This is a genomic window from Arcobacter caeni (assembly GCF_003063245.1).
Lineage (GTDB): Bacteria > Campylobacterota > Campylobacteria > Campylobacterales > Arcobacteraceae > Aliarcobacter > Aliarcobacter caeni.
In genome coordinates this window covers 1-8,254 of record NZ_MUXE01000028.1, presented here as the reverse complement: position 1 = coordinate 8,254, position 8,254 = coordinate 1, and the positions used below count along the sequence as shown (strand labels likewise).

The 8,254-nt window shown below is 28.1% G+C and carries 7 protein-coding genes and 3 tRNA genes; 6 read left to right on the top strand and 4 right to left on the bottom strand.

Translation table 11 applies throughout. From position 1 onward, the window contains the following. The first annotated feature begins 130 nt into the window (after nucleotides 1-130). Nucleotides 131-667 (top strand): adenosylcobinamide-phosphate synthase CbiB, encoded by a 537-nt coding sequence (gene cbiB / locus B0174_RS11800; RefSeq protein ID WP_228156464.1) that lies wholly within the window; start codon nucleotides 131-133, stop codon nucleotides 665-667. Then, nucleotides 667-1,098 (top strand): hypothetical protein, encoded by a 432-nt coding sequence (locus B0174_RS11795; protein ID WP_108561259.1) that lies wholly within the window; start codon nucleotides 667-669, stop codon nucleotides 1,096-1,098. Before cbiB ends, B0174_RS11795 begins: the two co-directional genes overlap by 1 nt. 50 nt (nucleotides 1,099-1,148) lie before the next feature. Here the strand turns inward: B0174_RS11795 and B0174_RS11790 are convergent, their stop codons facing one another. The 4 genes from B0174_RS11790 to ilvD form a co-directional block, all read right to left on the bottom strand. After that, the gene (locus B0174_RS11790; RefSeq protein WP_108561256.1) at nucleotides 1,149-2,369 is read right to left on the bottom strand and encodes an ArsS family sensor histidine kinase; all 1,221 of its coding nucleotides are present in this window, start codon (nucleotides 2,367-2,369) and stop codon (nucleotides 1,149-1,151) included. Next, nucleotides 2,366-3,043: a response regulator transcription factor gene (locus B0174_RS11785; protein ID WP_228156465.1), complete on the bottom strand. Its 678-nt coding sequence runs from the start codon at nucleotides 3,041-3,043 to the stop codon at nucleotides 2,366-2,368. Before B0174_RS11785 ends, B0174_RS11790 begins: the two co-directional genes overlap by 4 nt. Nucleotides 3,044-3,055: 12 nt before the next feature. Next, complete coding sequence (locus B0174_RS11780) at nucleotides 3,056-4,492, bottom strand: Do family serine endopeptidase (protein WP_108561249.1); 1,437 nt, start codon at nucleotides 4,490-4,492, stop codon at nucleotides 3,056-3,058. 118 nt (nucleotides 4,493-4,610) lie between these two features. Next, the gene (gene ilvD / locus B0174_RS11775) at nucleotides 4,611-6,299 is read right to left on the bottom strand and encodes a dihydroxy-acid dehydratase (protein WP_108561246.1); all 1,689 of its coding nucleotides are present in this window, start codon (nucleotides 6,297-6,299) and stop codon (nucleotides 4,611-4,613) included. 188 nt (nucleotides 6,300-6,487) lie between these two features. On the opposite strand from ilvD, the gene B0174_RS11770 reads away from it, so the two are divergent. The 4 genes from B0174_RS11770 to B0174_RS11755 all read left to right on the top strand — a co-directional run bounded on the left by B0174_RS11770 (nucleotide 6,488) and on the right by B0174_RS11755 (nucleotide 8,181). Beyond that, nucleotides 6,488-6,574: transfer RNA gene (locus B0174_RS11770), tRNA-Leu, on the top strand. A 9-nt stretch (nucleotides 6,575-6,583) separates the two neighbouring features. Continuing rightward, nucleotides 6,584-6,672 (top strand) — tRNA-Ser (locus tag B0174_RS11765). Between the two features lie 67 nt (nucleotides 6,673-6,739). Continuing rightward, a tRNA-Cys gene (locus tag B0174_RS11760) sits at nucleotides 6,740-6,815 on the top strand. Nucleotides 6,816-7,182: 367 nt separating this feature from the next. Further along, nucleotides 7,183-8,181, top strand: coding sequence for a tyrosine-type recombinase/integrase (locus tag B0174_RS11755; protein ID WP_108561242.1), 999 nt, complete (start codon nucleotides 7,183-7,185; stop codon nucleotides 8,179-8,181). The last annotated feature ends 73 nt before the right edge of the window (nucleotides 8,182-8,254 follow it).

The following is an 8,254-nucleotide window of genomic DNA, read 5'->3' as shown; positions in this document are numbered from 1 at the left end:
ATTTTATTATAATAGAGTTAGAAGTCATAGTTATTTAGGAAATTTATCACCTGTTAAATTTGAAGAAAAACAAGAAAAAGAAAAAGTGTTACAATCTGAAATGGTGGCTTAGGGATTAGCAAAAAAGGGTATGTTTTTTAGTTACCTCTCCAGTGATATAAACAAAGCAGCTATTGAAACTTATGCTGAAAATCTAAGTGATGGGGTTATTGCGCCACTTTTTTATCTTTTATGTTTTGGGATTGTTGGGGCTTTTGTTTATAAAGCTATTAATACTCTTGATTCTATGATTGGATATAGAAATGACAAATATGAAAAGTTTGGTAAATTCTCAGCAAGGCTTGATGATGTGGCAAATTATATTCCCTCACGAATAACAGCTTTGATAATAGCACTTTTATTTTTTAGTAAAAAAGCTTTTTTACAGTTTTACAAATATGGAAAAAAACATGAAAGTTTTAATGCAGGACTTCCAATATCAGCTTTTGCATTGGCTTTAAATGTTAAACTTGGCGGTCCTACTTCGTATTTTGGAAAAATAAAAAATAAACCTTTTTTTGGAGATGGAAAAGAAAATATCGAAAATAGTGATGTTTTAAAAGCTGTAAGTTTTAAAAACAGACTAGATATTTTTATAATAATTGTATTAATTTTAGGAGTTTTATGATGACTTATGAAGAGTGGTTTGTCCAACAGGGCAATCTTCATGCAAATGTAATGAAAAAATTAACTGATAAATCAGTTGATGAAGTAATAGAATATTTCAAATTTGAAAATATGGTAAAAAATGAACCAGATTTTTGTCCACTTTATAAAGACAATAAAAAATGTCATGACATGGAAGATTTAAATTGTTATTTATGTGCTTGTCCAAATTTCAGATTTAAAATGGAAGGATTTGAAAAAACGCCCGATGGTAAAACGCTTTTTTCTGTTTGTAATATCAAATCTCGTGATGGAAGTCAATATATTGGTGCGGATTATATTCATCAAAATTGTTCAGGCTGTATTGTGCCTCATAGGGCCAAATATATTAAGAAAAATTTTAATAGAAATTGGTTTGAAATTATGAAAGATGTACGACCAAAAGAATCTTAAGATTTTTAAATAAAGAAGCACTCAATTATTTGAGTGCTTTTAGAAACATTTTATTTCATATTTATAATAAAATAATTTCTTCCACCCTCATATTTATATTCAAGTTTGTATTCATGTAAATTTATTATTGTTTTAACAATATAAAGTCCCAATCCAAAACCATCACTTCTTTTTTCTTCTTGTGAAAATGCTTCTGTATAATATGAAAGTTCATTTTTTAGTTGTTCTCCTAAAGAGATTATTTCAATTTTTTCTTTTGAAGCTTCAACTATTGCTTTTTTATTTGGAGAAAATTTTATTGCATTATCTATTAGATTTTTAAGAGCAATTGGCATCATAGAATTATCAACTTTGAAATCAAAATCTTGTATATTCGCTGTGATATTATTAGGATTTATCATCATAATTTCTAAAGTTCTATTATAAATATTTAAAAAACTGTTTTTTTCTTTGTAAATCATTGTATTTTTTGAGGTTAGTTTTTCAACTGTTGCTAACTCTTTTATAATATCATCCATTCTTTTGAATGCTCTTTGTAAAGTGTCCCTTTTATTTTCATCATTTAATGATTCTGCAATAAACATAGCTTTGGTTATGGGAGTTTTAAGTTCATGCATCATATTTCGCATAAATAAATCTTTTGATTTTGATTGATTATTTATGATATTTATAGCTTCATTAAAACTTCTTGCGATTGTTCCTACTTCATCTTGACTTGTGTAGTTTAACTTTATATCTTTATTTCCATTTGAAAACTCAATTAGTTGTTTGTTTAAAAGTTTCAAAGGTTTTAGTTTTCTTTTTAAAATCTCATATAAAATTAGAAAAGTCAAAATAGAAACTATGAATCCTGCAATTATAAAAGCAATACTATAATTGTGTCCATCTGAATCTTTTAACATGATGTTATAGCCATATTGTTGTACATAAATATAATAATTGCCATCATATTTATAAACACGATATGTTCCTAAATAGTTTTGAGTTATTGTTAATTCTTGAGCGTTTTTTATAATCTCTAATCTTTTTTCTCGCTCTTCAATAGGTTTAACTTTAAATTTTCTAAAAATAGTCAATAACGATTCTGCTGTTGGTTGATTTTGAAAAGAGCTTAAAAAGTTTTCTGCTATTAATTCATACCTATTTTGCAAAGATATTTCATGTCTTTGTTGGTCGTAGTTTATAAACATTGCAAATGTTATAAAAATAGATATAAAAGCTAATGAAAATATAATATTTACAAAAGTAGAAATAGAGATATTTTTTATCATATTAACTGATACCCAATACCTCTTACTGATTTTATAGGCATAATAGATTCATCTATTTTTGCTAATTTTGTTCTAATTCTTGAAATTATTACATCAATATTTTTTAAAGATGAATCATCTTCAATATTATCACTTGCATAAATAAAATCTTCTCTTGCAACAACTCCATGATTTCTTTGAACTAATAGTTTTAAAATATCATATTCAGCAAGTGTTAAAGTCAAAGCCGTATTTTGAAATAATATTTGCATATCATCTTCTCTTACTTCAAAAAGCGAGTTTTGCTCAGGTTTTTTAGGCTCATTATTTGTGTCAACTCTTTTTAGAATAGTTTTAATTCTAGCTTGAAGTTCTCTTGGATTGTAAGGTTTTGGAAGATAATCATCAGCACCTCTTTCAAGTCCCATAACTTTGTCTAAAATGTCATCACGCGCTGAGCTTATAATAATTGGAATATCAGATTTTTCTCTTATTTTTGGAATTAATTCTAATCCATCAATTTCAGGAAGAGTTAAATCTAAAATAATAAGTTGGTAATCTTTATGTACACTAAGCATCGATAGTCCATTGTATGGACTATCAGTGTTTGTAACTTCAATGTCAAATGATTTTAAATAATCGGTGATGATTTGAGCTAATTCAATATCATCTTCTATCATAAGTACTTTAATAATGGGTTATCCTTTTTATTGAATGATGAATAATATAGTTTGACCGTATCTATTTACATATACTCTTTTAAATTTAGTAGCATATTTTTTTAATACTGTTTCGACATTTGCAAAGTTTTTTATCTCTAAATCTTCAATTTGAACAATAATATCACCAGCTTGAAAACCAGCTTTTTCAGCCTTTGATTTTAGTTCAACATCTGAAATTAATATTCCAGTAACATCAGTTGGTAATCTAAATTGTTTTTGAGTTTCACTGTCTATAACACTTAATTTTAATCCACCAAGAAAAATATTGTTATTTACTTGAGAAGCAGTAGCTGGTGTATCTAATACCGTAGTTCTATCTGCTAAAACAATAGTTAATTCAATATCTTTTCCATCTCTTTCAACTTGAATCTTTACTTTTTCATCAGGTTTGAAAGATGCAATTGTATTTTGTAAAGAAGTTTTATCTTTAGCTAATTTACCATTTATTGCATAAATTAAGTCACCTCTTTTTAGACCACCTTTAGCAGCTGGAGTTTCTGCTGAAATATCTAAAACTAAAGCACCTTCTTTTCTTTTATAAACTTTTGAAGATTCATTATCTAAATCAGCAATTGCAACACCTAAATATCCTCTTGTTACTTTTCCATCAGCAACTAATTTTCCAACTACATCTTTAACCATGGCAACGGGAATTGCAAAACCAATTCCATTATTTCCTCCACCTTTTGAAATAATTGCAGTATTTATACCAATTAATGCACCACGACTATCAACCAATGCACCACCTGAATTTCCAGGATTTATAGAAGCATCAGTTTGAATATAGTTTTCATATCTATTTATTCCAACTTTATTTTTATTTAAAGCTGAGATAATTCCCTGCGTTACTGTACTTCCTATACCAAAAGGATTTCCAATAGCAAAAATTAAATCTCCAACTAATAATGAGTTAGAATCTGCAAGTTTTATAGGTCTTAATGAAATATTTGCCTCAATTTTAATAACAGCAATATCACTATCAGCATCACGACCTACAAGTTTTGCATTATATTCTGTTGTTTCATCACCAATTGTTACAGTTATTTCTTCTGCATTTTCAATAACATGATTATTTGTAACTATATATCCATCTTTTGAAATGATTACACCAGAACCCAACGATCTTTGAATTCTATTTTGTTTAAATTGATTTCCAAATTGGTCTCCAAAAAATCTTTTGAAAAAAGGATCATTAAACATTTGCAAAGGAAGATTTTCAATTCCCTCATTTACATGTTTTTTTGCAGAAATATTTACAATAGATTGAACAGAATCTTTAACGCTGTTATTAAAAGATAAGATTTCATTTGCAGAGTTTGGAGAAATTCTAGTAGGATTTGAATCCACTACTTCGAAATCAATTGTTTTTGAAAATAATTGTGTAGCTATTAATGTAGAAATTAGTAGAAGTTTTTTCTTCACTTTGTTATCCTCTTTTTAATTTTATAGTGACATTATGAAGTATAAGTGTAAACTATTTTCCAATCAAAGGTTAATGTTTAGTTAATATCTAACTAAGGGAAAACCTTAGTTAGATGTATTATAAATCAGTTTTTAATACAGCTCCGCTACTTGCATTTGTAACTAAAGCTCTGTATTGTCCCAACCATGAAGAGTTAAGAGGTTTTTTAAGAGGAACAAAATTTGCTTTTCTGTTTGCAATTTCTTCATCACTTAATTTTACACTTAAAATATATTGGTCAACATCAATATGAATTTCATCACCATCTTTTAATAATCCAATCATTCCGCCCTCAGCGGCTTCTGGACTAACATGACCAATAGAAGCTCCTCTTGTAGCTCCTGAAAATCTTCCATCAGTAATAAGTGCAACATCATCACCAAGACCCATTCCCATGATAAGTGAAGTAGGTGCTAACATTTCTTGCATTCCAGGACCACCTTTTGGACCTTCGTATCTAATAACTACAACATCGCCAGCTTTTACTTTACCACTTACGATTCCTTTGATACATTCAGCTTGACCATCAAAACAAACAGCTTTTCCTGTCATTACTCTTGAACCTGTAATTCCAGCAGTTTTAATAACAGCACCTTGTTCTGCAAGGTTTCCATAAAGAATCGCTAATCCACCAACTTGTGAATATGGATTATCAATAGTATGAATAATATTTGTATCTTTGATATGTGCATCTTTAATTTTTTCTAATAAAGTCTCACCAGAAATAGTAAGGTTATCTAATAAAATATCATCGCCTCTTTTACTCATTTCTTTCATTACAGCATTAACTCCACCAGCTTTATTGATATCTTCCATATGAACAGTTGATAAAGATGGAGAAATTTTTGCAATATGTGAAACTCTTTTAGAAATTTTATTAATATCTTCAAGATTAAAATTAACTTTTGCTTCTTTTGCGATTGCTAACATATGAAGAACTGTATTTGAGCTTCCACCCATTGCCATATCAACAGCAAAAGCATTTCTAACTGCATTTTCATTTAAAATATTTGTTAATTTATATTTTTCTCTTGATTTTGCATCTAAAGCAATTTCACAAATTCTTCTTGCAGCTTGTCTATATAATACTTCTCTCTCAGGCGTTAGGGCTAAGATAGTTCCATTTCCAGGAAGTGCAATTCCCATAGCTTCCATAAGTGTATTCATAGAGTTAGCTGTAAACATTCCAGAACATGAACCACCACTTGGACATGCGTTACATTCAATATCTTTTAACTCTTCATCACTCATTTCTCCAGCTTCGTGTTTTCCAACAGCTTCAAATGCAGTTGCCAAGTCAATAGGAGTTCCATCTTGTGTGTAACCTTTTTCCATTGGTCCACCTGAAACAAAAATAGTTGGAACATTTACTCTTAAAGCTCCCATAATCATACCTGGAACAATTTTATCACAGTTAGGAATAGCAATCATTGCATCAAGTTTATGTGCATTCATTACAGTTTCAATAGAGTTTGCAATTAATTCTCTTGAAGGTAATGAAAATAACATTCCATCGTGACCCATAGCAATCCCATCATCAACACCAATTGTATTAAACTCAAATGGAACACAACCATTTGCTCTGATTTCTTCTTTTATAATGGCACTTACTTTATCTAAGAAAAAGTGTCCAGGAATTAACTCAATAAAAGAGTTCGCAACACCAATAAATGGTTTATCAAAATCTTCATCTTTAAGTCCAGTAGCTCTTAATAACGATCTATGTGGTGTTCTATCAAACCCTTTTTTTACTTCATCACTTCTCAATTTTTATCCTTTAATCTGCATAAATTATATGGCTAGATTATACATTTTTTGCAGTTCAACTTTAATTAAACATATAAATTTATTAGAATTTAGAAATTTTCTAATAAATATCTTGACAAATCAAAAAAAAGCTATTATAATTCCCGTCCAATTTAAGTAGTTAATATTTAGATTGACTTACCAAGTGTGCGAGTGTGGCGGAATAGGTAGACGCGTTGGACTTAAAATCCAATTCCGGTTTCGGAGTATCGGTTCAATTCCGATCATTCGCACCATATAATAGTAGAGGATTGCCAGAGTTGGTCTAATGGACCGGTTTTGAAAACCGGCGAGGTGAAAGCCTCCGAGGGTTCGAATCCCTTGTCCTCTGCCACTATTATAATAAATCATCTAACTTTTTTCAATTTTAAATGATTTAAAACATACTATACATTTCTGTTGGAGGTATAGCAAAGCTGGTAATGCCTCGGATTGCAAATCCGACATGCGTTGGTTCGAGTCCGACTACCTCCTCCACTTTTCCCATTTTATTACTACAATATATGTTTAAATATCCTATAAAATCAATCTTTCTTTAATGTTATACATTTATGTTAGTTAATGTAAATTTCTACAAGTTATAAAAAAATGGCCTATTTAATGGCCTATCAATTTTTAAAAATAATGAATTAATTATTCGAGTAATTTGAATAGGCCATTTAATAGGCCAATATATATTTTCTGTATTAAATTTTTTTAATAAATTTCAAAATTTCTTTTTTAACACTATATAGATTTATATAGTGTTATATGTGTTAAAAGCTCGATTTTATGGTATTTTTAGTAAGTTTTCTTTAATGATAATGCTATTAAAATTCCTGAAAAATAAGAATGGGAATATATCATGATAAAAGAAATTGACAAAAAAAATGAATTAACAGATTTAAAAATTAAGCATTTAAAACCAACTATTAGGATTGAAAAAGATGGAAGTGAGAAATTAGTTGTAAATCAGATTTCTGACACTAAAATAAAAGGTTTATATCTTACTGTTAAACCAAATAATAATAAGTTATGGGAATTTAGATATACATCACCAACTAAAAAGAATAGAAGAAGAACATCTTTTGGGAATTATCCTGATGTTTCTCTATTGAAAGCTAGAGAAATAGGTCAAAAATATAGAGAATTACTTGCTAATAATATTGACCCTATTGATAATAAAAAAGAAGAATTAAAATTAATAGATTTAAATACAAAAGGCAAAATAGAAAATGCAATAAATGAATGGCTTAAAAAAGAATCTTTATCAACTACTGAAACAACTCATAAAAGTAAAAAAATGATATTTAATTATGTGATGGAATTCTTTAGAAAAGAAAATATTATTTATGTAAATGAAATTAAACTTTTTGATATTACAAAACTTTTACAAGAAAAAGAAAAAACAGCTCCAGAAACAGCTTCTAAATTATTTAATTATATAGGGAATTTTTTTAAATTTTGTGTATTGAAAGGTTATTGTGAATCAAATTTAATTTTAAATATTAGAAAAAAAGATGTTCTTATAAAAAAAGAAGTTATGCATATGCCAAAAATTACAGATATTCAAATATTAAAGAAATTAATTGTTTCTATCTATTCTAATAAAGAGGGTAGTATATCTATTCAAAATGCATTAAAATTAGTATTACATCTTCCCTTGAGACCAGAAAATTTAGCTAATTTAAAATGGGAATATATTAATTTTGAAAATAGAACTTTAATAATACCTAGAGCTATGATGAAAGTAAAAAATAAGAATTTAGCAGATTTCTTCTTACCTCTTACAGATAATGTAATAGAAATATGGAGAGGTAACATAAATTCATACTCAGAATTAAAAGATTCTGAGATAAAATAAATGAATAAAGGTTGCAAATGAGACAAAGTAAATATAGTCAAGAGTTTAAGGATTCAACAGTACAGTTGATTAT